The following is a 26,939-nucleotide window of genomic DNA, read 5'->3' as shown; positions in this document are numbered from 1 at the left end:
GAGCTCCGGACAAAAAGCCGTGGTTTCTTGCAAAAGGGTGTGCAGGAACAGAAGTCGTGCATCTTTGCACTTCTCCAAAAAATGGTTTCCTGCACCCTCCACTCGGCCCCTGGAGGTTCACCCTCCCATGTCTCTACGGGTCTTCGCCCTTACATTCCTTCGTTGTACCTGTCCAAGGCGTGGAGACCGATTGCGTTTAAAAGATGGGTCATTTGCCCTTACGGTTGCGAAACTCGGTTCTGTGTTGCTTTCTTTGTTCGAATCCTGCGAACGAGTCAATCTTCGTATGACGACGGATTATCAGCCAGGCTCGGTTACGTCAATAGATTTAGGCTAGGCGACTCGGTGGACCGCTATCTCGGAGCGATACGGTTCCCCCTTCTGAACCATGCCAATGAGGATTCGAGCGAGTTTGCCGATTAACTTGGTGATTGAAGCCATCTTCTTCATTCCTTTCTTCAGGTTGTACTCATGCCATCGCTTAAAGTCCGGATGTTGGCCAACCAAGCCCAGCACGCCCAGGTAGAGATACTTGCGAAGCATGCTGTCCCCGCGCTTGGAGAGCTTGATCTGTCCTTTGAACTTGCCCGAAGTACGTTCCGCTAGATTCAGACCGGCCCGGCGCAGCAGTTGACGCCCATGGGCATAGTTACGCAAATCTCCGGCACAAGCCAGAAGGGCCGCGATCGTTATGGTTCCAAGGCCTTTAATACTTCGCAACTGCCCAGCTAGCGGAATACAGCCTAGTAACTTCTTGACTTCCTGCTCGATCTCCTCAAGCGACTTGACGGCATATTCATACGCATCCAGCAAACGCTGCAGGTCACGCCGCGCTTCTTCAAGTGCCTGTATATCGCCGATACTATGTGCAGCCACCAGAAGAAGCCGGGCGGCCTTCGCTTTGCCACTTACTCCGCCCGCACGTTTCATCCCTTGCTCACGCCAAGCTTCGATCACGTCATCCGTACGAAGACCCTGCAAGTCGGACGGCAACGGAAAGGCGCGGAGCGACGCCAGAGAACGCAAAACTGTCCAATCCGGGAAGACCGAACGGAATTCCGGAAACTTCAGATCGATCCAGCGGATAATGCGATTTCCCAGGCTCACCTGCTGCTTGACCCAAAATTCTCGATCACTCATAACCGCCTTGAGTCGTTTGAAAACAGCCGCCTCTGGCGTATAGTCCGTGTAGAAGCCTCGGCTAACTACGTCGGCAATGTTCAATGCATCCTTGGGATCGTTCTTGGACGGGCAATTGTCGCGATTTTCCTTATTACGATGCACTGTTACCGGGTTCACCAGTACCACCGTGATCCCTTGCTCCCGTAACCAATTCGCGAGATTGAACCAATAGTGGCCTGTGGGCTCCATGCCGACGATGAGTGAGGATAGATGGTGTTTGTCCTGTACGTCACACGTCCAGCGCAGAAGCTTCTCAAAGCCTTCCCGCGTGTTTGCGAACGACAGATGGCGTGGTGTCAGGACACGCCCCCGAAAATCGGTCACTTGGGCGGCATGAACATCCTTGGCGATGTCAATCCCGATGATCGCATGCTGCATGGTAATTCGTTCAATCCGTTGATTTGTGGTTTGAATTCGAGTAGACTTCATAGTAAGCGCCTCCTGATAGGTTTTAAGGGCTTTTGACCCGTCGACACCCCTATCATACGAGGCGCTCCTGTTTTTTTCAAAGACGAAATCTTAACCTACACAGGAATGTTTAGAATTTAGAAAAGGTCTTTTTTCGCAAAATAGCCGCTGCTACAACCGTTAGATTTTCGGCGGGCGATAGTATCGCTCGAAAACCTGAACTTTTGCGGGAATTCTGGAAATTATCAGGGATACTTGTTGTTGTCAGCCCTTTTTTAAAATGAACAATTTACATTTTATTGCAAAAGTGATATCATAAAAATATCAATACAATATGACTTTATTATTTTGAAGGAGTGTTCCCGTATGTATAAGGAAAAAGAAATGTCTTATTTGAACGGCTTTGCCGCCTTGCTGTTTATCCTGGCACTCGCGGCCGCCGGCGTCTATTTGATCTCGCTTTCCGGCGCGCTGCCCGTGATTGGCGGAATCGCCGCCTGCGCCATCGCCTTCGTGCTGCTCACCGGCCTTACGATCGTACAGCCGAACCAGGCGGCCGTCGTGACTTTTTTCGGACGTTATCTCGGCGTCATTCGCAAAAGCGGATTATACCTGGCTGTCCCGCTCTCAAGCCGCCGGAAAGTTTCGCTGCGAGTCCGCAATTTCAACAGCGCGAAGCTGAAAGTCAACGACGTGAACGGCAACCCGATCGAAATCGCAACCGTCGTTGTTTTTGCGGTCGTCGATTCGGCGAAAGCCTTGTTTGAGGTCGATGAATACGAAACGTTCGTGGAAATTCAGAGCGAAGCGGCCCTACGCCACGTCGCCAGCAAGTACCCTTACGACCAACCGGACACGGCAAGCTTCTCCTTGCGCGGCAATACCGAAGAAATCGCGGTGGAGCTGACCGATGAACTGCAAAACCGGCTGGCGATCGCCGGCGTTAAAGTGATTGAAACGCGCCTCACCCATTTAGCGTATTCGACCGAAATCGCCAGCGCCATGCTGCAGCGGCAGCAGGCCGAAGCCATCATCGCCGCGCGCGAGAAAATCGTCGACGGCGCCGTCACGATGGTGCAGATGGCGATCGAACGCCTGCAGGCGGGTCAGGTCGTGGAGCTGGACGATGAGCGCAAAGCCGCGATGATCAACAACCTGCTCGTTGCCGTCGTTTCCGACCGTTCCGCCCAGCCGGTCATCAACACAAGCACGCTTTACTAAAAGGACGCCAATCATAATGGCCAGCAAAAAAAGCTTCCCTCTTCGCCTTGACCCGATCCTGTATCAAGCTTTGGAACGCTGGGCAGCGGACGAATTCCGAAGCGTAAACGGTCATATCGAATACCTGCTGCGGGAAGCGTTGCGCCGTGAAGGCAGGCTGCCCTCAAACCGGGCGCCGGGCAAAGAGGAGGAGAAGCATGACGCAGACTAAACAGATTCGCAAACCGTGGTGGGAGTCCAAATCGGCGGCGCTTTTGAAGGAATTTGCCAAAACCGGCGGAGGCACGTACGCGGCCGCGAAACTTCATGGGCTGAAATATACGAGACAGCATGTGCGCGTCAGACTTCCCCACGAGCTTGGGGAATGCATCGTCACCTTGGCCGACCCCAGCTCCAGTTCCTCCGGCCAAGCGCATGTTATCGGCATAAAATACAGCTACCGGCCCCGCCGCAAGCTGGAGTTCGATCTTTGCTCCGCCAAGCGCCCGGCGCCCGGCTTGCTTTCCGGGCGTTTGCGGCCTGCCGCGCTGCCCGATTCCGCCTTGAACAAGCGGTTCCGCGCGCGGGCGTCGCACCCCGGCCTGCTGCGCCCCGTCCTCAAGCAGGACGGCCTGGCCGAGGCGCTGGAACTGCATCCGGGCGCGCACATCAAGCTCCGGCTCAAAGCGCACGAAGCGTCGCTAAGTTTTTCGGAAAGTGTCAAACACCCCGATGTGCCTGCGCTCGTCAGCAGTGTGCAGCTCATGAAGCTGCTCATCCAAGGGCTTTATGAGCAAGGGGTCATTTATGAAAAACCATAACCTGATTACCATAGAAAATAACGCCGCGCGGCGCCTCCGCTCCCCCGGTTGCATGTCTTCATGTTTTATAGCAGCTTGTTCACCGTATTCGCTAGATTCCAGCGATCTAAGCGGCATAAGCTTATTACCCACGCCCCTCTCATTGGAGAAATTCCAATAGATTGGCGGATACTGAACAACAAGCCCCAGGCGAAGCCGATATGGAACGGCTATCGCTTGGGGCTTGTTAATGCCAATCTCCTTCAGTTTCCTGCTTTGGCCCAGCCAACTGCCAGGCTTACAGCTTCACTCTTTGCAACCGCAGCGCGTTCAGCACCACGGATACCGAGCTGAGGGCCATCGCCGCGCCGGCGAGCCAAGGGGCGAGGAAGCCCACGGCCGCCACCGGGATGCCGATCGTGTTGTAAGCGAGCGCCCAGAACAGGTTCTGCTTGATGTTGCCCATCGTGCGCTTGCTCATCGCGATCGCGTCCGGCACGCCCTCAAGGTCGCCGCGCATCAGCGTCACGTCGGCGGCCTCCATCGCCACATCGGTGCCCGTACCGATGGCGATGCCGACGTCGGCCACAGCCAGTGCCGGGGCGTCGTTGATGCCGTCGCCGACCATCGCCACCTTCAGGCCGCGCTCCTGCAGCTTTTTGACTTCGGCGGCTTTGCCTTCCGGCAGCACCTCGGCGAGCACCTCGTCGATGCCGACCTCGGCGGCGATCGCCTTCGCCGTGCGCTCGTTGTCGCCGGTGATCATGACCACGTGAAGCCCCATCGCCTTCAGCCGCGCCACCGCGGCTTTGGACGTGTCCTTCACGGTGTCGCTCACGGCGACCATGCCGGCGTAGACGCCGTCCACGCTGGCGAGCAGCACGGTGTTGCCGGCGGCTTCCAGCGCCGTCATCTCCGGCAGCGCGGCGGAGACGTCGACGCCTTCCCGCGCCATCAGACGGCGCGTGCCGGCGAGCACCCGGCGCCCTTCTACGGCCGCCGCAATACCATGCCCCGGCACCGCCTCAAAGGCGGTCGCCTCGGGCAGATCCAGGCCGCGCGCCCGCGCCCCGGCAACGACCGCATCCGCGAGCGGATGCTCGGAGCTGCGCTCGGCGGCGCCCACGAGCCGGAGCAGTTCCGCTTCGTCCCAGCCCCCGGCCGGGACGACTTGCCGCAGCTCCGGCTGCCCCCGCGTGATCGTGCCGGTCTTATCCAGCACGATTGCGTCGAGCCCTTGGGCGGTCTCGAGATGCTCGCCGCCCTTGAACAGGATGCCGTACTCCGCGGCCCGCCCGGAGCCGGCCATAATCGACGTCGGCGTCGCTAGCCCTAGCGCGCAAGGACAGGCTATCACGAGCACGGCGATCGCTTTTTCCAGCGCTTCCGCAAAGCTGCCCGGCGCCACCAGGAAAAACCACACCAAAAACGTCACCACAGCGATCCCGACAACGATCGGCACGAAAATCCCGGAGATCACGTCCGCCACCCGCTGGATCGGCGCCTTCGACCCTTGCGCCTCTTCGACGACGCGGATGATCTGCGCCAGCGCCGTTTCCCTGCCGACCTTGGTGGCCTGAACGCGCAGCACGCCGTGTTTGTTCACGGTCGCCCCGATGACCGGATTGCCTGCTTTTTTCTCGACCGGAATGCTCTCCCCCGTCAGCATCGATTCATCTACCGCGGACGAGCCGCCGGCCACGATACCGTCTACCGGTATCTTTTCGCCCGGCTTGACGATCAGCAGGTCGCCCGGAACAACGGATTCAATCGGCACGACCGTCTCCACGCCGTCTTTGACGACAAGCGCCGTCTTGGCCTGCAGCCCCATCAGCGTTTTGATCGCCTGCGAGGAACGGCCTTTGGCCAGCGCTTCGAACCATTTGCCGAGCAGGATCAGCGTGATCAGGATCGAACTCGTCTCATAATACAGCTGGGGGGTATGCCCATGCGGCATACTCAGGGCGTCCAGGCTCAAATATAGACTGTAAAAATACGCCGCCGACGTGCCGAGCGCGACCAGCACATCCATATTGGCGCTGCGGCTGCGCAGCGCTTTGTAGGCGCCGACGTAAAAGCCTCGCCCGATGATGAACTGCACCGGCGTCGCCAGCGCCAGCTGGAACCAGGGGTTCATGAACAGCTCCGGCGTCCAGATCCACGAGGTGAAGGAGAAATGCCCGGCCATCGCCCACAGCAGCGGAAATGCCAGCACTGCCGACACGATCAGCTTGTTTCTCTGCTTGCGGATCTCCCGGGTCCGGATGTCCTCCGACTCCTGCTCCGAAGGCTTGGGAATGGCTCCGTATCCGAGCTTGCTAACTTTATCGATGATTTGCTCCAGCGATACTTGCCCCGGCTCATACGTCACCTGGGCCGTCTCCAGCGCCAGGTTCACGTTCGCCTGCTCCACGCCGGGAAGCCGGTTTAACCCTTTTTCGATCCGGGCCGCGCAGGCGGCGCAGGTCATGCCGGTAATTTGCAGCATCGCTTGATCGTTGGGGGCCGACAGTGCTTTTTCCATAGTGATTCCTCCATATTTGTTTGCGTTTCGCTTCAATGTACCCCCACGGGGTATATTTCAAACAAAAAAATCCCCGCTTATTCCGGGCCTGATCAAGCGGTTATCCGTATCAGACTCGAAGCGGTTTGACTCAACTTAGGTTTTTGCATTAAACCACGTCATATCCTTGTTCTTCGATCGCTTCTTTAATCTGGTCCACCGTCACTTTGCTTTCGTCGAAAGCAACCTCTACTTTTTTGCCCGCCAAATCGACCTTGCCAGTGGCGCCCAATCCCGCAACGGCTCCTTCTACCGACTTAACGCAATGATTGCACGACATGCCTTCCACGTTCAACGTAATATTTTGCATGATTCCTGCCTCCTAAATTTTTGATATTTTACTTCATTAACTTATTGACCGTCACCAGCAGCTCATCCACCACTTCCGTCTCGCCGGCTTGAATCCGTTCGATGACGCAGCTTCTCATATGTCCCTCGAGCAACAGCCGGCCGACGCTGTTGAGCGCGGACTGGACGGCGGCAATCTGATTCAGAACATCGTCACAGTAAGTATCTCTTTCGATCAGCCCTTTGATTCCGCGAATTTGTCCTTCGATCCGGTTCAATCGGCTGGTCAGGTTGCTTTTCAAGGCTTCGGAATGGTGGCTTCGCCGAACCGTTTTGCCCTCGGTTTTGCCCTCAGCTTTGCCCTCGTTCTGCACTCCGTGGTCTTCACAATGGTGTGTATGTTCCTGAACATTGTCCGCCATACGTCTTCTCCTTTCAAACCAGCATAACTTGTTGTGGTAAACTCATTATAATATACCCCCACGGGGTATGTAAAGAGGCAGATGCAATTTTTCTCAGCTTGCCCTGTAGCGCTTGATTTCACGCTTATTCCCTTGTTTGTTCCATAATTCAAGCCCTGTATCCGATAAAAAAGTTGGCGTTCAACAGAGGGATGCTTCGAGCGAAGATTTACAAGTGGTTGGAGCTTTACAAGTGGTCGAAGTTTTACGATCAGTCGAAGTTTAACGTTTGGTCGGAGCTTTACGATCAGTCGAAGCTTTACGAAATGCAAAAGTGCAGGCGAATTTCGTCGAAACTCCTCGAAACAGGTGGGTCAAATGCAAAAGTGCAGTTCAAACTCAGCCATTCAACCATATTTTACCATATTCACTCTACTCAACTGCACTTTTGCATTCCATACGTCTCGGGAGCAAGAAAATTGCGATATGAGATGCACTTTTGCATTTGATCCTTGCAAAACACTCCTTATTACTGCAAAGACTGCTTATCACCACAAAAACTACTTATCATCACAGAGGTTACATATCACCTCAAAGGCTTCTTATCATCGCAAAATCCTCTTCCTATCACCACAAGGCGCTTCTAAATCATCGGCCAAGCAACTAATGCCCCAGCTTCTTCAAGCCCCACATTCCCGTACTACACCTACTTTCCCTGCTATAACAAGCAAAAAACCCGCCGCCACCTTGTAAGGTGACAACGGGTTTTCCTGTACACAATTCCTGCACACAATTCCTGCACACAATTCCTATACTCGATTCCTGAACACAATGTTATTGATAACCCCAAATCATCGCGAACAAGGTGCCGAAAACGGTGACCAGGCCGACGAACAGGGCGTAACCGATGTTGGTAAACAGCGCGGCTTTTGTGCCGCCCTCGCTGATATGCATGAACAGGAACAGCTGCAGTGACATTTGGATCGCCGCGCAAATGAGCAGGATCGTGAGCCCCACCGCCATCGGCATATCCCAGAAAACTACCGACAACGCCACAACGGACAGAATCAGCGAAAATACATATCCCATGACGTGCTGAACAGGAAATAGCTTTTTCATGTCACATCATTCCTTTCAAATAAACGAAGCTGAAGATGAAGATCCAGACGACGTCGAGGAAGTGCCAATACAGCGAGAAAATAAACGATTTGTTCGCAGTATCCAGCGTAAAGCCTTCGCGTTTCACCTGAATCATCAACCCGGTGCCCCACAAGAGGCCCAGCGTCACGTGGGCGCCGTGCGTGCCGAGCAGAACGAACAAGCTGGACAGGAAGGCGCTCGTTTGCAGCGTCGCCCCTTCACCAACGTACGTCACGAACTCGGTAATTTCCACGCCGAGGAAGCCGAGGCCCAGCAGCAGCGTGATGATGAAAAAGGACATAAACGCCTTTTTCATCCCGAGCCGCATGCTGTGTACCGCCAGCCCGCAGGTGAAGCTGCTGGTCAGCAGCAGGAACGTTTCGGCGAGCACCGGCCCGATTTCGAAAATTTCTTTCCCGTCCGGGCCGCTGCCCGTACGGTTCCACAGCGTGAGGTAAACGGCAAACAACGTACAGAACAGCACGATTTCCGCGCCCAGGAACAGCCAGAAGCCGAAGATCCGGTTGCTGTTCTCTTCTGTCTGGTATTCAAGCGGCAAAGAATGATCTATTTTCATGCGTGTTCACCCCGCAATCCTGCTTCCGATTCTCTTCGCATCAAGGCTTCTTCGGTTTTTTTGATTTCCTTGACCGGAATGTGGCGTCCATGATCGCGCTCGAACGAACGCACCGCCAGCATGACGATTACGCCAAGGCCGGCAATGATCGCCGGAATCCACCAGCTGAACACCATGAAAAATCCGAAGAAGAAGAATATAATCCCCAAAATAATCGGCTGCCCGCTGTTGTTCGGCATATGAATCTCTTCGATTTTACCGTTGTACAGCGGCTTGCCGGTTTTCTTCGCTTTCCAGAACGGATCAAGATCGTCCACTTCAGGCACCACCGCAAAGTTGTACTCCGGCACCGGACTGTGCGTGCTCCATTCCAAAGTGCGCGCGTTCCAAGGGTCGCCGGTTTTGTCTCTTTCAGCGTACCGGAAGCTCCAGTAAATGTTGTAGACCAGCACGATGAAGCCAATCGCCAAACCGACGGCGCCGATCGAGGCGATCAAGTTCAGCGGACCGAAGCCGGTGCTTTCCGAATACGTGTACATCCGCCGCGTCATGCCTTTGAGTCCCAGGAAGAACAGCGGCATAAACGTGACGTTGAAGCTGATCGCGATGATCCAGAAGGCCAGCTTGCCTTGGCGTTCGTTCAGCCGGAACCCGAACAGCTTCGGGAACCAGTAGTAGAAGCCCGCGATCACGGCGAACACGGTGCCCGGAATCAGCACGTAGTGGAAGTGGGCCACCAGGAACATCGTGTTGTGGTATTGATAGTCGGCGCTCGCCATCGCCAGCATGACGCCGGTGACGCCGCCGATCGTAAAGATCGGGATAAAGGCGAGCGAATACAGCATCGGCGTCGTAAATTCGATCCGCCCTTTGCGGAGCGTAAACAGCCAGTTAAAGATTTTAACCCCGGTCGGCACCGCGATTGCCATCGTCGTAATCGAGAACACGCCGTTGACCATCACGCCATGGCCCATCGTATAGAAGTGGTGCGCCCATACGATAAACGACAGCAGCGAAATGACGACCATACTGAATACCATGGATTTGTAGCCGTACAGGTTTTTGCGCGAAAACGTCGCAATGATTTCACTATAAATCCCGAATGCGGGCAAAATAACGATATATACCTCCGGATGGCCCCAGACCCAGAACAGGTTGGCCCAGAGCATATCCATCCCGCCGTTGGCCATCGTAAAGAACTGTGAGCCGAACAGCCGGTCGAACATCATGAGCGCCAGTGCCACAGTAAGCACCGGGAATGCGAACATAATGATGACGCAGGTAACCAGCACTGACCAGGTAAACATCGGCATTTTCATCAGCGTCATGCCCGGGGCGCGCATTTTCAAAATCGTAGCGACAAAGTTGACCCCGGTCATTAACGTACCGATACCGGCGATCTGCAAGGCGATCGAGTAATAGTTATTCCCTACCGTCGGGCTGAACTCGATGCTGGCCAGCGGGAAATACGCCGTCCAGCCGGCATCCGGGGAGCCCCCGATGACGAAGGAGATGTTAAACAGCATCGCCCCGGCAAAAAACAGCCAGAAGCTGACCGCGTTCAGCCGCGGGAACGCGACGTCGCGGGCGCCGATTTGCAGCGGCACCACGACGTTCATGAGCCCGATGACAAACGGCATCGCCATAAACAGGATCATGATAACCCCGTGCGTCGTAAAAATCTCGTTATAGTGCTGCGCATCCAGCAGCCCGTTTTCCGGGACGGCCAGCTGGGCGCGCATCAGGAGCGCATCCACGCCGCCGCGGAACAGCATCAGCAGAGCGCAGATAATATACATGATCCCGATACGCTTGTGGTCGACGGTCGTCAACCATTCGCGCCACAGGTAGCCCCACTTTTTAAAATAGGTTAATCCGATGAGAATCGCCAGCGACGCAACAACGATGCTGACCATGGCGCCGTAAATCATCGGTTCCCCAGTGACGAAAAATTCGTCCCATTTCATGTTAAGCTACTCCCTTCCCGTTGATTAGTTATGCGTCGAATGATCCATCGTAGAGTCGTTCATGTCCGACATATCCATGCCGGGCATATCCATCCCGGAATGATCCATTTCGGAGCGGTCCATTTCTTCGGAACCCGTCGTACCTTCCTCCGAGCCGCCGTGATGATGCCCGGCGTTTTCGCCCTCCGGAGCCGGTTTGAACGACAGATGCGTGGACGAATACGATTTGCGGCCGACAAATTCCGTGTTCAGCAAGGAATCAAATTCCTGTTCCGTCAGCGCAGGGGCCGTCGTTTTTACATCCTTCACCCATTTGTCGAAATCGGACGGAGACATTGCCAAGGCTTCGAATTCCATATGGGCAAAGCCTTCGCCGGAGAAGTTGGAGTTTTTGCCCATGTAGGAGCCCTCATGCTCGGCAACGAGGTTAAGCTTGTTGACCATGTCGCTCATCGCGTATTTCTGGCCGCCCAGCTGCGGAATCCAGAAGCTAGTGATCGGCCCGTAAGAATACAGGCGGAACTCTACCGGCCGGTTCGTCGGGATATTTACGTAGTTTACCGTTTCAATACCTTCCTCCGGATAACTGAAATGCCATTTCCAGTTGGAGGACGCCGCATAGATCACCAGCGGTTTCTGGTCCTCGTAGCCTGCCGGCACCTTTTCCACGGCGGCCGTACTGCGGACCGTCACGACCGACAACACCGCAACGATGATGATCGGGATGGTGATCCAGGTGATTTCCAGCCATTTGCTGCCTTCCTCATGCGGCGGCTCATAATCCGCAGGCAATTTGGAAGCACGGTATTTCGACAGCATGTAGATGTACAGAACATAAACAACAAGCAAAATAAACGCCATCGTAATAATAGAGAAAATAATGACGTCAGATTGGGTCTTGGCCACCGGCCCTTTCGGATTCAAAACCGTTAACGAATCGCATCCGGACAGCAGCGCAAGAAGGGCTGAAAATACTACGAGCAGCAACCCTTTCCTTTTCATAGGACACCGATACCCCTTTCTTCATTGTGAACCTTCGTTATGAACGTTTTGAACGTTGTGAACGCCATCACGAACAAACCGTGACAGCTATCGTCTTTCAGCTAATTTAATGTTAGGGAAGGGAACAGCGAATAACAATTCATAGAGATAGTCATTTATGTAAATTATTTCTATTTTTGAGTGTGATAATAGTCCTTTACACCTCTAGCAATCCCAATTAAAGCTCGTTTTCGGCGAAATTCCGGCAAAAAACGCGATTTTGATAAATGTTCACAATGGGGGCTTGTTCTCGAATAGTTCGCAGAATTGTCATAATAGTTTTGATTATTCGTGATTTTATTCACATTATTCTCTCTTTTGTCCTCTTTGCTAACGCCGCAAAAAAAGGCCGCCCTCAGGATCTTTCAAGATCCGCAAGGACAGCCTGTTCTTATTTTTCGTACTTTTTTTGTTTAACGCACTACAGCAATTCTTTGCGAAGCTGCTCCGGCGATTTCGGCGACAGCAGACCGAACGGGATATCGAATACGGTTTTCGCCCCCGACTCCCCGGCTTGCGACAGCTTGTACACCGCGCGGGCGTATGCTACGAGCACGCTGGCCGTAAACTCCGGGTTGCTGTCCAGCTTCAGACCGAACTCAATCAGCTGCGTGCTGTCCTTACCCGTCCGTCCGCTTCTCAGCACCATGCCTCCATGCGGCATCGTGGAATGGTTTGCTTTAAGCTCTTCTTCGCTGATGAAATGAACGGTAGTGTCATAATCCGAGAAATAGTTCGGCATCGTTTTGATCTCATGCTCGATTTTGGCCAGGTCGGCCCCTGCTTCGGCAACGACATAGCATTCGCGCAAATGCTTCTCGCGCGTGGTCAGTTCCGGATTCTCGCCTTTACGGACACGTTCGACCGCCGCTTCTACCGGAATCGTGTATTGCTTGCCATCTTTGACGCCCGCAACGCGGCGGATCGCATCGGAGTGGCCTTGGCTAACCCCTTTGCCCCAGAACGTGTACTCTTTGCCTTCCGGCAGCACGGCTTCGGCAAGCAGCCGGTTCAAGGAGAACAAGCCCGGATCCCATCCCGTGGAAATCACGCTGACCGTTCCGGCCTTCGTCGCCGCTGCGTTGACTTTTTCGAAATATTCAGGGATTTTGGCATGCGTGTCAAAGCTGTCGACCGTATTGAACAAGGCCGCCAGTTCCGGTCCTTGCTCCGGCAAATCCGTGGCCGAACCGCCGCAAAGAATGAGCACGTCAATGTCGCCTTTATATTTTTCGATTTCGGAAATGTGCACGACGCCGCCGGCCGCCGCCACCTCATCCGGTTTTCTTCTTGAAAAAATAGCCTGCAGCTGGAAATCGGGATTCTGCTTTAGCGCCAGTTCCACACCCCGTCCCAAATTTCCGTATCCTACGATACCCGCTTTGATCTTCGTTGCCACTTGCCTTCCTCCTCCAAATGTAGACTCTTACCCATTGTAGCTTACCCTTGGCCTATTTTAAATAGTTAACACGTAAAGTTAGCATGAATAAGGACATTAAGTGTCTTTATTTCGGCGATCCCGTCCATTTGAGAGAAATAGAGGCATTTTATGTCGATATTTTCTTAAGATCGTAAGGAATGCCCGCATTATGGACTATGTATAGGAAAATAAGTACATAAAATGCCGCTAATGGGGATACACATGCTAGGTTTCGGATAATAAGTACATAAAGTGTCGCTATTTTAAGTGCCGCTATTTTGCAGGGGGACGGTTGGCCATTCCAATTAGCAGGCAGTCAGGCTGGTAAACGCTGATTTGGAGGTTGACCCATCGTTTAGACTGGAGAACAGACCCGCTTGAACCTTCACACAATCGACAAAAAATCAGATCAAGGTTAATCCCATATAGCCCGTTATAGTCATATTCAAGTTTTGACAACTATTGTAAAATAGTATTTATTGTGAAATTTATCATTGACTTTTTTGATAAAGGCAGGGGGATGAAGTTGAAATCACGATGGTGCAAATGGGCCTTGCTTATCGGGTTGGCGTGTTTCGTTGCGCTAGGCATCCGCCCTTCCGCCGTGCTGGCCCATGCCTACGTCGTTTCCTCGGCGCCTGCGGCGGATGAGACGCTGGACGAGGCGCCAAGCTCCGTCCGAATCGAGTTTAACGAGCCGATCGAAGCAAGCTTTTACGAGTTGGACGTGATCGGGCCGTCCGGCATTAGCGAGGCGGCGGGCGAGCCTGTGTTCGATCCGGAGCAGCCGACCCGGCTAAGCGTTGAGCTGAAGCCGGATCTGCCGGAGGGAGTGTACGCGGCCAAATGGAGAGTCGTTTCCGGCGATGGACACCCCGTCTCCGGGACGATTTCTTTTCAAATCGGGCAAGGGGCTGCAAACAGCGTACCCCAGCACAGCGCAGCCGATCAGCGCAGCTTTCCCGGCTGGAGCCTGCTGGCGGTCCGTTGGCTGTTTTACGGCGGTATGGCCTTGTATTTGGGAACTCTTGCGTTCCATTTATGGCTGCTGCCAGCCGGAAAACGAACAAGTGTGGTGCGGGAACGGCTAAAACGGCGCAGCCGTATGGCACTGCTGCTCGGATACGCCGCGGCCGCGGCCGGCGTTCTGCTCAGCCTGCCGCAGCAGACCGCCAGCGATGCCGGTGGCGGCTGGAGCAATGCGTTCGATCCCGACAGACTGCGGGAGACGCTGACTTACACGAGCTTTGGCGAGATCTGGGAGTACCAGGCCGTGCTGCTCGCCGTATTGCTTGCGGCAACCATACTCCTCCTGCGCGCCTTCAGCAACAAGACCTGCCCGGGCAGGCTGCTCCTTGCCCTCGCTTTCGCGGCCGGCCTTGGCCTGCTGCTCGCCAAAGCTTTTATCGGCCATGCGGCCACGGCCTCGGTGAAGTCCGCCGCCGTCACGGCGGACTTTCTGCACTTGGCCGCCGGGCTGATCTGGCTCGGCGGCGTGGGCGCGCTGGCGTTTTTGCTGCCGGCCGCTGCCGCCCGGCCGAAGCCGCTGCCGGCGGAGGCCCTCGCCGGGTCAGCACACGCACCTGCGACGACGGAGCCCCTCGCCGGGTCAGCACGCGCACCTGCGCCGGCGGAGCCCCTCGCCGGGCCAGCACGCGCACCTGCGCCGGCGGAGCCCCTCGCCGGAACGGCACACGCACCTGCGCCGACGGAGCCCCTCGCCGGGTCAGCACGCGCACCTGCGCCGGCGGAGCCCCTCGCCGGAACGGCACGCGCACCTGCGCCAGCGGCGGACCCGGCGGCGGACCCGGGCGCGGCTACCGGCGGCTTGTCCGGCAGGTCGGACGCCCCGCCCTCGGCTACCGCCGCGGATTCGCCGCAACAACCGCTTTATTGGCACGCGGTCCGGCGCTTCTCCATGCTGGCCGCCGGCTGCGTCGCCGTCCTGATAGCTACCGGCGTGTACGGAAGCCTGCTTCATGTGCCTACCTGGTACGCGCTTTTTCATACGGACTACGGCAAGGTACTGCTGGCGAAAATACTGCTGACCTTGGTTTGCCTGGCGCTGGGGCTGTCGGCTTTTCTGCGCGGACGCAAGCCCTCCCGGCCGCTGGGAGCCGGGGTTTGGACGGAATTCGCCCTCGGCTTGGCCGTTCTCGTGCTGGCGGCGCTGCTGGCCAATCTGCCGACCGCCGCGGCCAACCCCGGACCGGCCAAGCTGACGAACCAGCTCCCGGACGGGTCGCGCGTGACGATCAACATTACGCCCAATCTTGTGGGGGCCAATACGTTCCGTGCGGAAATCGTCGGGTCTGACGGCCAGCCCCGCCGGGATATCGAACAAGTTACGCTGACGTTGACCTCCAAAGAAATGGATATGGGCGCCGCCGAAATCAGGTTTTCCGGCCAGCAGCTTGGCAGCGATCTGCCCCAAGCTCAGGCTGACGGGATCATTACGATGGGCGGCCGCTGGAATATCCGGGTCCATATCCTGCTGAAATCGCTGGACACCCTGGATTACGATACGGAGCTGCGGGTCGGCAGTAAATAATCCACTAAATCATTAATGCAATGAATAAAAGGAGAGGATCAACATGTTTAGAGCCATTCCATTACGTATACACCGTTTATGGTTCGCTGTCGCTTCAGCGGCCGCGGCCACCCTGCTTTTCGCCGGCGTCGCCAGCGCGCATGTGACCGTCAGTCCCGGAGCATCCGCCCCCGGGGCCTGGCAAACGTACACCATCAAGGTCCCCGTCGAAAAGGACATCCCCACGGTCAAGGTTGCGCTAAAAATACCGGACGGCGTTGAGTTCAAGCAATACCGGCCAATTCCGGACTGGGACGTCGAACTGACCAAAAACGATGCCGGCGCCGTGACGGCGGTCACCTGGTCCGCCGAGGACGGCGGAATCGGGCCCGGTGAATTCCAGCAATTCGACTTCGTGGCCAAAAACCCCGGCAAGGCGGCCGAAGTGGCTTGGGACGCCTTCCAGTATTATAGCGACGGCAGCGTGGTGGAATGGACCGGCGGCGAAGGCGCCGATTATCCGCATTCGCTGACGGTAATCAGCGCGGAAGCTGGAGGCGCGGCGAACGCCGATGCCGGGCACGGCCACGACAGCAACGCGGGCAGCGCGAGCGGCGCGCCTGAAGGCGCAGGCACAGGAGCAAGCGGCGGCACAAACGGCGAGGGCACTGGGGCGAGCGGCGACGGCGCAAACGGTGCCGGGAACGCGAACGCCGGTAGTGCGAACGCCGGGAAAGCTGGCGCCCAAAGCGGCAGCACCAACGCGGACGCAGCCGCAGCCAATTCCGCCGCGGCGCAAAACTCCGGCACGTCCGGGCTTGAAACGGCAACTCTGGTGGTCTCCATCGCCGCCCTGCTCGTATCGCTGGCCGCATTGTGGCTCACCCTCCGCTCTAAGCGGAAACCGGCTTGACCGTTGACGCTGCGCCATGAACCTCCGTTGCTTCACGGCCGGATAATCATAGTTGTATTCTCATGAAGCATTTACTATAATTTTGTATTAACAATATGGAGAGGAGGCGAAAAGCGATGAGAACGGTAGTTGCACCTGCTTATACGGAATTATCTGTAAAAAAATCCGGCAAATCGGGCTTTAACGGGACCCGTCTGTCCATTTTCCAGCAGCGTTTTTACGTCCAACCTTATACCAAACCCGGGCCGGAATCGCTTTTCGCCACCTTGCTGTAAATCCGAATAAACGCGGAAGCAAAACCAGGCGCCGGCTTACGGCGCCTTTTTGTATGCATATTAACATATTGGAGTGAGAGACCTGAGCAAAAAAGCAGTAGATTTTGCCTCCTAAAAATAGAAATCCATTATTTTTAGGAGGCGTATCATCATGAAACCAAATATGAAGTCCAAAGCAGCATCGACGCTTTTATTAGCGATATTCGCACTCTCTGTTCTTGTGGCCGCGATCACCGTGGATATGGTTAATCCGGTGCTCTCTCTGATCAGCAAACAGCTGGAGGTGTCGGAGGCTCAAGTAAGTTGGGTAGTCAGCGGCGCAGCGCTAATACTGGCGATCGGAGTGCCATTTTACGGGCGAATGTCGGATTACTTCGAGCTCAAGAAGCTGTTTGCTTTCGCCGTATCGGTCCTGTCGTTGGGAAGTTTGCTTTGCGCTCTCGCCCCGAACCTGCCCCTCCTCGTTTTGGGGCGGATGGTTCAAGGCGCCGGGATGTCGGCTATCCCGGTTCTGTCCGCCATCACCATTTCAAAAGTGTTTTCACCGGCAAAACGAGGGGCGGCGCTTGGCGTCATAGCCGGATCCATTGGGGTCGGCACCGCGGGAGGCCCGATTTTCGGCGGCGTCGTCGGTCAATGGCTAGGCTGGCAGTCGCTGTTCTGGTTTACGTTTCTGCTATCCGCAATGATCGTGATCGGTACGCTCCGCGTATTCCCGGCGATCCAACCGGAGACGGAAGCCGCACCGCGGCGAAATTTTGACCTGATCGGAGGAATATGGCTTGGACTTTCGGCCGGATTGCTTCTTTTTGGCGTGACCCAAGGTGAAGCTGCCGGTTTTGCTTCGTTTTCTTCCTTCGGCAGCCTGGGGGGATCGCTTCTGGCTTTAGCGGGATTTATCCGGCGCATTGCCACCGCAGAGCATCCATTTGTACCGCCGGCCTTGTTTAAAAACAGGTTTTATGTCAGCGCGGTAATTGTGATTTTCTTTGCGATGTTCGCTTATTTTGCCGTACTGGTTTTCGTTCCGCTGTTGGTTGTGGAGGTAAACGGACTTTCTCCCGGACAAGCGGGGATGATCCTATTGCCTGGAGGCGCGGCCGTGGCGGTTCTATCGCCGTTAGCGGGCCGTCTTTCTGCTCGCTGGGGCAACAAACGTGTGATTATTTCCGGGGTGGCGGTGATGGGGATTTCAACCTTTTACTTGTCCGCCTTTGCCGCAGGTGCTTCTCCCGTTTGGGTTTGTCTCGGCGTTATGGGCGTGGGAATCGCCTTTGCGCTTACGAATTCCCCCGCCAATGACGCGGTCGTATCCGCGCTGGCCAAAGAACAGGCCGGTGTGGGCATGGGCATATTCCAGGGGGCTGTATACCTTGGAGCAGGTGTGGGAGCCGGCATGATCGGGGCTTTTATTTCCGCCCGCCGGGAAGCCGTGAATGCTCTGAATCCCCTGTACCTGCTGGACGCCGTCTCTTATTCGGACGCCTTTTTGGCGGCGACCGCCAGCCTGTTTATTGCCTGGATAGCCGCCCTCGGCTTGCATCACGGTAAATAAAGCAAAAACAGCGGTATTCCAAGACTTCATGCCCGAAGCCTGGATGCCGCTGTTTTTTGGTGGCAAAGGGCGATAATCCGGCAAACCACCGCGTTACTTCACGCCAAGCGGCCTCTTGTCCACCGGCCCGCCTCCGGCGGATTTTCGTTCCGGCGCCACGCCCAGCAGACAGAGCAACGCAAGCAGCATCCCCAGCGAAGCGCTGACGAACAGCGCCGGGTAACCGAACGCGTCGATCAGCCAGCCGAGCAGCGGCGGCGAGGTGATGGCGGCCAGCGATGATACGAAATAATAAATCCCTGTGCGGGTGCCGATGCTCTCCTCCGAGCCGGTCGCCACCACCCACGGATACGAGTTGATGTTAATGAACGCCCAAAAAATCCCCCCGACGATCAGCAGTATCCGCAGCCAAAGCACGGACTCCACGAAAACGACCGCGCCGAAAACGACGAACAGCCCGGCCGCCCCCAGCGAAATGATCGGCTTCTTACCGAACCTGGCGCCCAGCCAGCCGCTCGGCAGCGCAAACGTCAGGAACGCCAGCGAGAAAAACGTAAGCGAAAACGACGCTTCGCTGTCGCTCATGCCGAGCTGCTTGGTGCCGTACAGCGTAAACAGCGCTTCCACGCCTTGATACGCCACAAACCAGAAAAAAATCGCCGCCAGGATCAGGACGGTCGTTTTGTCCAGTTGGTCCTTGATCCGCACCGGGCGTTTTGGCTCGGCGGATACGGCGGATGAGGCAGATGCGGCAGATGCGGCCCCACCCCCGGCTCCTGAAGAAGCATAAACCGCCGGCTCCCGGATCACCGCCTTCAGCACCACCATGCAGACGAGCATCACGATCCCGGCAAACAAAAAGGGCACGTAAGAGCCGATCCCGTACAGCTTGGAGCCGAGGCCAAAAGCGAGCACCGAACCGATTCCGCCCATCAAGTTGATGATCCCGTTCGCTTTCGTCCGCAAATGCTCCGGCGTGATGTCCGGCATCAAAGCGACCGTCGGGGCCCGAAACAAGCTCATCGACAAGTTCATCAGCACCATAAACAAAACGAGCGTAACAAAGCCGGTATGCAGCGGTATCAAAGCCGCAAATACGGCGCCGAGCGGCATGCCGATCAACAGATAAGGCATTCTGCGCCCGAACCTGGTAATCGTTTTGTCGCTGCGGTGTCCAATCCATGGCTGCAGCACGATGGCGAAATAGTTGTCGATCGTCATCATGAACCCGATCAAAGCGGCGCTTTTCGCATAATCGTCCAAAAACAGCGGCACAAATGCGTTATACAGCGCCCAGGTCAAGCTGATGCTGAAAAAGCCCAGTCCCAGCAGCCATGTTTTTTTCATCCGCTCACACTCCTAGTTTGGCCAGCAGTTCGGCCAGGACATCGGGATAGTCCGTAATGATGCCCGCCACCCCGGCCTGAATCAGCGCGCGCATCACTTTGGGATCGTTCACCGTAAACGGGTGATAAGCGACCCCGGCCTCTTTGGCCGCCGCAACCAGCTCCGGCGTGAGCGCATACTGGTACGCATGCAGCGCGTCTGCCCCGATCCGCTTCGCGTAATCCCAAGGCTCGTACAACCCTTCCATATACAAAATGCCGGTGCGGATGTCCGGAGCGATTTTTTTGCACTCGACCAAAGAATAATGATTAAAGCTGGAAATGATCGTCCGCTCGGCCAGGCCAAAACGCCGCACGGCGTCGATGACTTTTTGTTCGATGCCGGGATACAGCACAACGCCTGTTTTCAATTCCAGATTGATGATTGTATCCGTACCTCGCACCAGTTCCAGCAGCTCCTCCAGCGTCGGGATGCTTTCCCCCGCGTAGTTCTTGTGGAACCAGGAGCCCACCTCGCATTGCCTCGCTTCCTCCAGCGTGATGTCCTTGATCCACTCCGGCGTCCCCGCCGTCCGCTGCAGCGATTCGTCGTGGATGAGCACAAGCTTCCCGTCCCGGGTCATTTGCACATCCGTCTCGATTCCGGTAGCCCCCAGTTCAAGGGCCCGGGCAAAAGACGCCATCGTGTTCTCCGGGCAATGCCCCGCCGCCCCGCGGTGCGCAAAGTTGATGATCTCGGCCAATGGTGATTCCTCCTTGGGATATTTACTTAAAATTATTATAATCCATCCTCCCAATATAATCCTGCAATGTTAGACCCATATTAAAATGGGCGCCACCCATGGCGATCCGATTGGAAATATCCAACTAAAGTTGAAAATTTGGCATAGATGCGCGGCCTGATTGGATATATCCAATAGAATGGAGATTCAATGGCAACTGCAGCGGTTTGATTGGATATTTCCAATAGATGCGGCTCAGCAGGATACAAAATGGGCAGCTTGAGCGAAATCTATTGGATTTTTCCAATGAGAGTGCCAAATTGTGTTTGATATCCGGCGATCTATTGGATTTTTCCAATGACGATGCGAAACAAAGGGTACCGGCGCCAACACCAGCGACGAAAAAACCGGAGAACCCGCACCGCCTTCCAATCAGGCAGCCGTTCTCCGGTTTGCGCCCCAAGGTATGCTCCTTGCCCGCCCTCTCCTATTCCACCTTCATCCACGCCCGCAATTCGGCGTTCAGCGCCTCGGCGTCGCGGAGCGCCCGCTGATCGTTCAGTATGTCTCCCGGCTTGCTGCCTTGGCCGATGATGTACCCCGCAAACGGCATGCCAACGAAGTCGAACGTATACTGCAGCTGTTGGATGACCGGCAGCGCCTTGATCCGCGGGTTATCCCCGCCGACCACGACGGCGTAAGCCGTTTTGCTTGCGAGCGCCGCTTTGAAAGCGTAGCGCGGATCGCGCAGGCTTTGCGACCAGCGGTCGATGAAGTTTTTCAAAATGCCGGAAACGCCGTACCAATACACCGGGCTGGCAAACACAAGCACGTCGTGCTCCAGCGCTTCCCGGATCATCTCTTCATAATCATCGTCGACCGGATCGAACCCGCCCTCCCTATGCCGTTGATCGTGAATCGGTTTGATCTGTTTGGCGCGCAAAACGATATTCGTATAGGGAATCCCCTCTAATACCTTGTTCGTTAATTGCTCCGTATTGCCCCCACTCCTGGTGCTGCCCTGCAAAACAGCGATGCGCATGCCCACACTTCCTTTCCCTATCTACTTTTCAGCCTATCCGCTCATTTTCCGAATATACGCCTACCCTATTTTTATACGATGTTTTACATCTTTATGACATTGAGATGCAATTGCTGGCGCTTTTTCACGAATTGTGAATGAAGGATGTCCGCCCCGTTCCGCAATATAATCCCCGACCTTGCGCCGAGGAACCAACCCGACCAAGGTCCAGTTCACAAACCGTCTCAGGCCCGTTATGTCCGGCCGCAAATCCCGCTAGAATAAAAGCATGAACAGCGGAAGCAACACGAACCGCCAACCCGATTTTAAAATTAATGTTCAAAAAGCCGGCTTGCAGCCTTACTGCTTTCGTGATCCAAAGCCGACTTTTTGAATCACCTCAAATAAAAGAAAGCGAGTGGTTATTTATGAGAAAACTTTACCGTTCCTCCACGGACAGACAAATTAGCGGCCTGTGCGGCGGCATCGCCCAATGGCTGGGGGTCGACGCAACGGTCGTGCGGCTCGTCGCCCTGATCGCGGTCTTTTTCAGCGCCGGAACCGTCGTCGCCCTGTACCTGATCGCCAGCCTGATCGTGCCGCGAGAACCGTTTGCCGGACTAGGATACGACGAACCGTTCACCAACTACTAATCGAAAACTAATCTAAGGAGAGATGATCATGAGCAGCATTTTTGACAGAATCGCCAACTTAGCCAAAGCGTCCATACACGAAGTGTTAAACAAAATGGAAGACCCGGTGGTCATGACCGGACAGTACCTGCGCAACCTGGAAGACGACCTGAACGATATGGAAAAAACGATCAAGGAACAGCAAATGAACGCTGCCGTGCAGGAAAGAAAAAGCGCGGACATCGCCCATTTGGCCAAGCAAAGCGAAATCCGCGCGCTGACCGCGCTGGAGAGCGGAGACGAAGTTACGGCGCAGCACGCCGCGGCGGAGAAGCTGCGCTACGAGGAGCAGGCGCAGCAATACGCCGCCGCCGCCAGCGAAGCCCGCGAGCGCGTGAAGGAGCTGGAGCTTCGCCTGGAAGAAGGCAAGGCGGAATACGACCGCCTGAAGGAGAAGCGCAACGAGTTGGCCGCACGGGCCCGCAAAGCGCAAGAGCGGAAAGCGGAGCAGAAGCCTAGCATCAGCCGCGGCATTGAAAGCGGCACGGCGGCCCGCGGCTTCGAACGCATGGAAGAGAAAATCCTGGAATGGGAAGCAAGCGGCCAGCTTTCCGGTTCCGGTTACGGAACCTCCCCTGCCGCCGCCGGCGCAGACGCCGGCATTCCTACCCCCGCCGTCAACGCGGAGCTGGAACGCCTCAAGCAGCAGCTATCGGCCCGGCACTCCTGAGCCGTTCATATAGAAAACCGCCCGGTGTAATCACCCGGGCGGTTTTTGCGCGTTGACAAGCCAACTCCCGCGAAATGCAAAAGGGCATGCGAATTTCGTCGAACTCCCTCGAAAATGGTTCGCCAAATGCAAAACTGCAGTTCATTTCCGGCCAAAAGATACTTTTATATCCCACGGCCCGAAAACAGATGCACTTTTGCATCTCAACCGCTCCTAAATGGCGTATGTCGGGAAAATCAACTGCACTTTTGCAGTTGATCCCGTATTGATCCAGTGGAGCGGCGTTACTGCCAAAAAAACAAACGGGGAGGCAAAACGCGCTGCCTTAAAAGAAAAAAACCGGCAAGGCTTGAATGCCTGCCAGTTTTTTTTCGATTCGGCGCCTGCAAAATTATTTCCCTTCTTTGCCGGACTTGAACACTTCGCCGATCGCGCCCAGGCTGCCGAGCGTTTCGATCGCGTTGGACGGGATGAACACTTTGTTCGCCGGTCCTTTGGCCACTTCCTTCAAAGCGTCGAAGGACTGGTAAGCCAGCACCTCTTCCGTCAATGCGGCATCGCGGAGCATTTCGATCCGCGCCTTCTCGGCTTCCGCCACCGCCTGAATCGCCTTCGCTTCCCCCAGCGCTTCCAGTTCCTGCGCCTGCCGCAAGCCTTCGGCTTCGCGAATGCGCGCTTCCTTGTCGCCTTCCGCCTTGAGGATTTTGCTCTGCTTGTCGCCTTCGGCGCGCAAAATCATGTCCTGCTTGGCGGCCTCGGCTTCGAGCACAATCGCCCGTTTGTTCCGCTCCGCCTTCATTTGTTTGTCCATCGCTTCCTGAATGTCGATCGGCGGCTTGATGTCGATCACTTCGACGCGCTCGATCCGCACGCCCCACTTTTCCGTCGCTTCATCCAGCGCAATGCGGATTTCCGTCGAAATTTTTTCCCGGCCGGACAACGTTTCATCGAGCTCCAACTTACCGATAATTTGCCGCATCGTAGCGGTGGTGATGTTCCGAACCCCGTATACGTAGTCGGAAATTCCATACGTAGCTTGTTCCGGATCGACCACCTGATAGAAAATAATCGTATCGATTTCCACCTGAACGTTGTCCTTCGTAATTACGGTTTGCGGCGGCACGTTCGTCTGTTGAATCCGCAAATCATGATACAGGCGAACCTGGTCGATCACCGGAATCAGGATGTTCAACCCCGGCGTCAACAGCCGGTGGAATTTACCGAGCCGTTCGACGACGCCCACCCGCTGCTGCGGCACAATTTTGATCGTAAGCGAAATAAAAACGACCACGACGACAACAATAATTACAAGAATAACCCACGGCATTAAGAAATTTCCTCCCATCGTTCTACCTCGATAATCGTACTGCTGCGCTTCAGCACCCGCACCCGCTCATCCCTGCCGATCGGCACGGCGGACTTGGCGCTCCACGTGTCTCCTCCAACCTTGACGATGCCGTATTGCCCCTCTTCAATCGGTTCCACGACGATGCCCTGTTTGCCTACCAGCTCGGTGCCGACATCCTTAAACCCTTTCGATGCGCGAAACTTTCGCGACAGCGGCTTGGTAAATATGGTCAACCCTAAAGCGACCAGACAGCCGGCCACCACCTGCAAAACATAAGCCTCGGGGGCTATCCAAGCCACGATCGCCGCCACCAGCGCCCCGATGCATAACCACAGCAAATAAAACGTCAGCGTCATCATCTCGAACACCAGCAAAGCTCCGGCGGCGATCAGCCAAATGGCCCACATTTCCATCCCCCTGTTGCACCACCTTTCCGCATTATAATTATATATACGGCGACCATACCAAAAAGTATCAAGAAATGGAATGGTTATTTAGCAATTTTGCGCATAATCGAGGAAATTCCCGGTTTTTTGGAGGAAATTGTTGCTTTTTTGTCATAATACGCCGTGCCGCTTCCTAAGTCTAATTCCCGTCAGGTGCTGTGGAGGTTCTGAGATACTGTCCGGTTAAAGATTCGCCGCAAGCCGCAATATCCCTGGGCACGCCTTCATACAATACCCTGCCTCCCTCCGCCCCCGCGCCGGGGCCCAGGTCGATGATCCAATCGGCCTGGCAGATCACTTCCGGGTGATGTTCGATGACGATCAGCGTGTTGCCCTGGTCGGCAAGGCGGTTCATCACGCGGATAAGCCGGTCGACGTCCGCCAGATGCAGCCCGGTGGTCGGTTCATCCAATACGTAAATATTGCCCCGTTCCTCCAGTTCAGCCGCCAACTTGACCCGCTGCAGTTCTCCGCCCGACAAAGTGCTGAGGGGTTGCCCCAGCGCAACGTAATCGATCCCGGTTTCCCGCAGCCTTTCCAGCGCCGGCAAGATCTCTTTTTCTTGAAAAAAAGACAGCGCCTCGGCGACGGTCATAGTCAAGATGTCGCCAATATTCCGGCCGCGTAGCAGGTAGGACAGCACTTCCTCGCTGAAGCGTCTCCCCCCGCAAGCTTCGCATACGGTCGCCACCGTATCCATAAAAGCGAAATCGGTGTAGATGGTTCCGAGCCCCTTGCAGGCCGGGCAGGCCCCTTGCGAATTAAAGCTGAAAAGCGCGGGGCTGACCCGATTCGCCTTGGCGAACCGCTCCCGGATCGCATCGAATATGCCCGTAAAGGTGGCGATATTGGACCTGTTCGAAGCGCCGATCGCCCCTTGATCGACGACGATCGCTTCGGGATAAGCCTGCGCAAACGCACGGCGGATCAATGTGCTTTTGCCCGATCCGGCCACTCCGGTAACGGCGGTCATCACCCCTGCGGGGACCCGGACGCTTACCTCTTTCAAATTGTTGAGGCTCGTGCGCGGAATTTCCAGCCATCCGGCAGGCTGCCGGACCTCGCTTTTGAATGAAAGCCGGCGCTTCAGCAGCCGGGAGGTCAACGTATCCGCCGACATCAGCCCGCCGAGTTCTCCCTCGTAGACGATCCTTCCCCCGCCCGTCCCGGCGCTCGGTCCCATTTCCACGATATGATCGGCGATCCGGATCACGTCCGGGTCATGCTCCACGATCAGCACCGTGTTGCCTTTATCCCTTAATTGCCGCAGCAGCCGGTTGATCCGGCCGACATCGTGGGGATGCAGACCGCTGCTGGGCTCATCCAAAATATAAAGCAAATCGCTCAGGCTGTTGCCGAGTTGGCGCACCAGCTTGATCCGCTGCGATTCCCCGCCCGACAGGCTGGACGTTTCCCGGTTCAAACTCAAATAACCGAGCCCGATCTCGATCATGTCGGCCAGCCGTTTGACGATCGCCTCGGTCACCGTGCGGACCAGCGGTTCGCGGACAGTACGCACAAAATCAATCAGCTCGTTGACCGGCATGCTCGCGCAGTCCGCAATGTTTTTGCCGTTGATTCGGCATGTCAGCACGTCGGGCTTAAGTCTGCCCCCGCGGCACGCCGGGCATATCCCCTCGGACGCGATCCGTTTGATCGCTTCCTTGTAAAGGGCGTTATCCCGGCCATCCTTGTGCAGGAAAGACCGTTTGATACGGGGGACGACGCCTTCGTACAGCGAAGTCGGCGGCCACTCTTTCGTCGGATTCGCCGGTTTGAACCCCGTTTTGTACAGCAGCGTATCCATTTCTTCCTCGGTGTAGTCCTTCAGCTTTTTGTCGTTGTCGAACAGTCCGGTGGCGGTATATCTTTTCCAGCGGAAATCGCCGGGCTGAAAGGTGGGAAACAGGATCGCTCCCTCGTTCAGCGATTTTTCCTTGTCGATCAAGCGGTCGATTAGAATCGTTTTCGCTTTGCCCAGCCCTTCGCATTCGGGGCACATCCCCTGCGGATTGTTGAAGGAAAAAACGTCGGAATAGCCGACGAAAGGCTCTCCCTGCCGGGAAAACAGCAAACGCAGCAGCGCATAGATGTCCGTGGCCGTGCCAACGGTCGATCTGGCGTTGCCGCCGAGCCGCTTCTGATTGATCACAATCGATACCGGCAAATTGGTGATGCTCTCCACCTCGGGCTGCCCGTAATGGGGCAGCCGGTTGCGAACGAAGCTGGAGTAAGTTTCGTTCAGCTGCCGCTGTGATTCGGCCGCGATCGTATCGAACACGAGCGCCGACTTCCCCGAACCGGACACGCCGGCAAACACCGTAATCCGTTTTTTGGGAATGGAGACACGAACGTCCCGCAAATTTTTTTCTCTGGCTCCGATAACATGAATGCAATCGTGATTGTGCATGTTTTCTTTCCTCCTCTGGATGAT

Annotated in this window: 24 protein-coding genes; 9 read left to right on the top strand and 15 right to left on the bottom strand. The window is 55.8% G+C overall.

The window, feature by feature from the left end; translation table 11 throughout:
- Positions 1 to 333: 333 nt before the first annotated feature.
- Positions 334 to 1,611 carry an IS110 family transposase gene (locus NYE69_RS06320; RefSeq protein WP_326045729.1) on the bottom strand — a complete coding sequence of 426 codons (1,278 nt, stop codon included), beginning with the start codon at positions 1,609 to 1,611 and terminating at the stop codon, positions 334 to 336.
- Between the two features lie 345 nt (positions 1,612 to 1,956).
- On the opposite strand from NYE69_RS06320, the gene NYE69_RS06315 reads away from it, so the two are divergent.
- From NYE69_RS06315 to NYE69_RS06305, 3 genes are read left to right on the top strand one after another with little or no spacing between them, the layout of a single operon-like run.
- On the top strand, positions 1,957 to 2,811 hold the full coding sequence (locus NYE69_RS06315; RefSeq protein ID WP_036626508.1) for an SPFH domain-containing protein: 855 nt from the start codon (positions 1,957 to 1,959) through the stop codon (positions 2,809 to 2,811).
- 16 nt (positions 2,812 to 2,827) lie between these two features.
- Entirely contained in the window at positions 2,828 to 3,022 is a 195-nt protein-coding gene (locus tag NYE69_RS06310; RefSeq protein ID WP_036626509.1) for a hypothetical protein, read from the top strand.
- A complete protein-coding gene (locus NYE69_RS06305; RefSeq protein WP_340925202.1) occupies positions 3,009 to 3,611 on the top strand; it encodes a hypothetical protein in 603 nt (200 codons plus the stop codon). The genes NYE69_RS06310 and NYE69_RS06305 overlap by 14 nt, the downstream gene beginning before the upstream one ends.
- Positions 3,612 to 3,888: 277 nt before the next feature.
- Here NYE69_RS06305 and NYE69_RS06300 read toward each other — a convergent pair whose 3' ends face one another.
- The 8 genes from NYE69_RS06300 to NYE69_RS06265 form a co-directional block, all read right to left on the bottom strand.
- Entirely contained in the window at positions 3,889 to 6,114 is a 2,226-nt protein-coding gene (locus NYE69_RS06300) for a heavy metal translocating P-type ATPase (protein ID WP_340925200.1), read from the bottom strand.
- Positions 6,115 to 6,262: 148 nt separating this feature from the next.
- Positions 6,263 to 6,463: a copper ion binding protein gene (locus tag NYE69_RS06295; RefSeq protein ID WP_328272035.1), complete on the bottom strand. Its 201-nt coding sequence runs from the start codon at positions 6,461 to 6,463 to the stop codon at positions 6,263 to 6,265.
- A 28-nt stretch (positions 6,464 to 6,491) separates the two neighbouring features.
- The gene (locus NYE69_RS06290) at positions 6,492 to 6,863 is read right to left on the bottom strand and encodes a metal-sensitive transcriptional regulator (protein WP_328272034.1); all 372 of its coding nucleotides are present in this window, start codon (positions 6,861 to 6,863) and stop codon (positions 6,492 to 6,494) included.
- Between the two features lie 813 nt (positions 6,864 to 7,676).
- On the bottom strand, positions 7,677 to 7,961 hold the full coding sequence (qoxD, locus tag NYE69_RS06285; RefSeq protein ID WP_328272033.1) for a cytochrome aa3 quinol oxidase subunit IV: 285 nt from the start codon (positions 7,959 to 7,961) through the stop codon (positions 7,677 to 7,679).
- A 1-nt stretch (position 7,962) separates the two neighbouring features.
- A complete protein-coding gene (qoxC, locus tag NYE69_RS06280; protein ID WP_036626515.1) occupies positions 7,963 to 8,559 on the bottom strand; it encodes a cytochrome aa3 quinol oxidase subunit III in 597 nt (198 codons plus the stop codon).
- The gene (gene qoxB / locus NYE69_RS06275; RefSeq protein ID WP_326045755.1) at positions 8,556 to 10,526 is read right to left on the bottom strand and encodes a cytochrome aa3 quinol oxidase subunit I; all 1,971 of its coding nucleotides are present in this window, start codon (positions 10,524 to 10,526) and stop codon (positions 8,556 to 8,558) included. Before qoxB ends, qoxC begins: the two co-directional genes overlap by 4 nt.
- 24 nt (positions 10,527 to 10,550) lie before the next feature.
- Positions 10,551 to 11,528, bottom strand: coding sequence for a cytochrome aa3 quinol oxidase subunit II (qoxA, locus tag NYE69_RS06270; protein WP_328272032.1), 978 nt, complete (start codon positions 11,526 to 11,528; stop codon positions 10,551 to 10,553).
- Positions 11,529 to 11,988: 460 nt separating this feature from the next.
- Complete coding sequence (locus NYE69_RS06265; RefSeq protein WP_326045757.1) at positions 11,989 to 12,966, bottom strand: diaminopimelate dehydrogenase; 978 nt, start codon at positions 12,964 to 12,966, stop codon at positions 11,989 to 11,991.
- Between the two features lie 547 nt (positions 12,967 to 13,513).
- Between NYE69_RS06265 and NYE69_RS06260 the strand changes: the two genes are divergently transcribed.
- The 4 genes from NYE69_RS06260 (at position 13,514) to NYE69_RS06245 (ending at position 18,260) form a co-directional block, all read left to right on the top strand.
- A complete protein-coding gene (locus NYE69_RS06260; protein ID WP_340925193.1) occupies positions 13,514 to 15,538 on the top strand; it encodes a copper resistance CopC/CopD family protein in 2,025 nt (674 codons plus the stop codon).
- Between the two features lie 43 nt (positions 15,539 to 15,581).
- The gene (locus NYE69_RS06255) at positions 15,582 to 16,430 is read left to right on the top strand and encodes a YcnI family copper-binding membrane protein (RefSeq protein ID WP_340925192.1); all 849 of its coding nucleotides are present in this window, start codon (positions 15,582 to 15,584) and stop codon (positions 16,428 to 16,430) included.
- 116 nt (positions 16,431 to 16,546) lie between these two features.
- Entirely contained in the window at positions 16,547 to 16,705 is a 159-nt protein-coding gene (locus NYE69_RS06250; protein ID WP_340925190.1) for a hypothetical protein, read from the top strand.
- A 151-nt stretch (positions 16,706 to 16,856) separates the two neighbouring features.
- Positions 16,857 to 18,260 carry an MFS transporter gene (locus tag NYE69_RS06245; protein WP_340925188.1) on the top strand — a complete coding sequence of 468 codons (1,404 nt, stop codon included), beginning with the start codon at positions 16,857 to 16,859 and terminating at the stop codon, positions 18,258 to 18,260.
- 93 nt (positions 18,261 to 18,353) lie between these two features.
- Here the strand turns inward: NYE69_RS06245 and NYE69_RS06240 are convergent, their stop codons facing one another.
- From NYE69_RS06240 to NYE69_RS06230, 3 genes are all read right to left on the bottom strand, one after another.
- Positions 18,354 to 19,607: an SLC45 family MFS transporter gene (locus NYE69_RS06240; protein ID WP_340925186.1), complete on the bottom strand. Its 1,254-nt coding sequence runs from the start codon at positions 19,605 to 19,607 to the stop codon at positions 18,354 to 18,356.
- A 4-nt stretch (positions 19,608 to 19,611) separates the two neighbouring features.
- Positions 19,612 to 20,349, bottom strand: a complete 738-nt coding sequence (locus tag NYE69_RS06235) for a glycerophosphodiester phosphodiesterase (protein WP_155621400.1) — start codon at positions 20,347 to 20,349, stop codon at positions 19,612 to 19,614.
- A 466-nt stretch (positions 20,350 to 20,815) separates the two neighbouring features.
- Positions 20,816 to 21,370 (bottom strand): flavodoxin family protein, encoded by a 555-nt coding sequence (locus tag NYE69_RS06230; RefSeq protein ID WP_340925183.1) that lies wholly within the window; start codon positions 21,368 to 21,370, stop codon positions 20,816 to 20,818.
- Between the two features lie 407 nt (positions 21,371 to 21,777).
- On the opposite strand from NYE69_RS06230, the gene NYE69_RS06225 reads away from it, so the two are divergent.
- Positions 21,778 to 22,002: a PspC domain-containing protein gene (locus tag NYE69_RS06225; RefSeq protein WP_155621398.1), complete on the top strand. Its 225-nt coding sequence runs from the start codon at positions 21,778 to 21,780 to the stop codon at positions 22,000 to 22,002.
- Between the two features lie 28 nt (positions 22,003 to 22,030).
- Entirely contained in the window at positions 22,031 to 22,711 is a 681-nt protein-coding gene (locus NYE69_RS06220) for a PspA/IM30 family protein (RefSeq protein WP_328272269.1), read from the top strand.
- Between the two features lie 391 nt (positions 22,712 to 23,102).
- Here NYE69_RS06220 and NYE69_RS06215 read toward each other — a convergent pair whose 3' ends face one another.
- From NYE69_RS06215 to NYE69_RS06205, 3 genes are all read right to left on the bottom strand, one after another.
- Positions 23,103 to 24,038 (bottom strand): SPFH domain-containing protein, encoded by a 936-nt coding sequence (locus tag NYE69_RS06215; protein WP_036626536.1) that lies wholly within the window; start codon positions 24,036 to 24,038, stop codon positions 23,103 to 23,105.
- Complete coding sequence (locus tag NYE69_RS06210; protein ID WP_036626537.1) at positions 24,038 to 24,472, bottom strand: NfeD family protein; 435 nt, start codon at positions 24,470 to 24,472, stop codon at positions 24,038 to 24,040. The genes NYE69_RS06215 and NYE69_RS06210 overlap by 1 nt, the downstream gene beginning before the upstream one ends.
- A gap of 172 nt (positions 24,473 to 24,644) precedes the next feature.
- Positions 24,645 to 26,915 carry an excinuclease ABC subunit UvrA gene (locus NYE69_RS06205; protein ID WP_340925178.1) on the bottom strand — a complete coding sequence of 757 codons (2,271 nt, stop codon included), beginning with the start codon at positions 26,913 to 26,915 and terminating at the stop codon, positions 24,645 to 24,647.
- Positions 26,916 to 26,939 lie beyond the last annotated feature (24 nt).

The organism is Paenibacillus sp. FSL R5-0527 (assembly GCF_038008055.1).
Classification (GTDB): Bacteria; Bacillota; Bacilli; order Paenibacillales; family Paenibacillaceae; genus Fontibacillus; species Fontibacillus macerans.
The sequence above is the reverse complement of the archived record's forward strand: the minus strand, read 5'-3'. Positions and strand labels throughout refer to the sequence as shown.